Annotated in this window: 1 protein-coding gene and 1 other RNA gene; both read right to left on the bottom strand. The window is 55.1% G+C overall.

The features are described from left to right. The coding region (locus LQE90_RS12330) for a hypothetical protein (protein ID WP_500797191.1) at nt 1–227 on the bottom strand (227 nt) is incomplete at its 3' end. 41 nt (nt 228–268) lie between these two features. After that, nucleotides 269–631: a transfer-messenger RNA gene (gene ssrA / locus LQE90_RS12325) on the bottom strand. Nucleotides 632–670: the final 39 nt, after the last annotated feature.

Here is a 670-nt window from a genome sequence, read left to right as displayed (position 1 = left end):
GCGCCGTGGTTATTGATCAGCAGGCCATCTTTGTTGGTCAGGGTGATGGTGTAGGTGATCTCGCCGCCTTCGGTCACGGACTCGGTGGCCGTCAGTTTCGCGATCACTTCGTCGGTGGTGTCGGTGACATCGACTTTCGCAGCGCCGCCCAACTCCAGGTTCTCGAAGGTACGAGCGTCGACGTCCACAGCCGACTTGATGCCGAGGCTGATTTCGCCGCTGTCCAGATAAACGTCATCGCCCTGCGCCGCGTGTTCGTACTTGACGCTGGTGCCAGTACTCCGCTGTCGGTACTACATGCTTAGCCGTGTCTACTGATTTAATCCGCAGCCGCCCGACGGGCAGGGTGCTTTGGATGAGTTGTGTAAGTTTTAGTCACTTCGCCCACAACGTGCTACGCGACGATCCTGTTCTGTATGACAATCAGTTCGGGTTTACAGGCATCCCCTAGTGATTGCTGGAGCCGAAGCTACCAGAAGCAACGGGTCAAGAGGACCGCTTAAGCGGCCAGCTTGAACTCCGCGCCGTAGTTTTCGTCATTGGCAACTATAAAAGTTGCAACAGTGGATTTACGAGTTCTGTTACCAACTCGGCATGCACCTAGAGTTTCGCTACCGGCGTCGAATCCTAATCAGATCGAAGAGCACACGTCTGAACTCCAGTCACGTAA

The sequence above is a fragment of the Paraeggerthella hominis genome, assembly GCF_021044775.1.
GTDB lineage: Bacteria > Actinomycetota > Coriobacteriia > Coriobacteriales > Eggerthellaceae > Paraeggerthella > Paraeggerthella hominis.
This window is presented reverse-complemented; position numbering and strand designations above follow the sequence as displayed.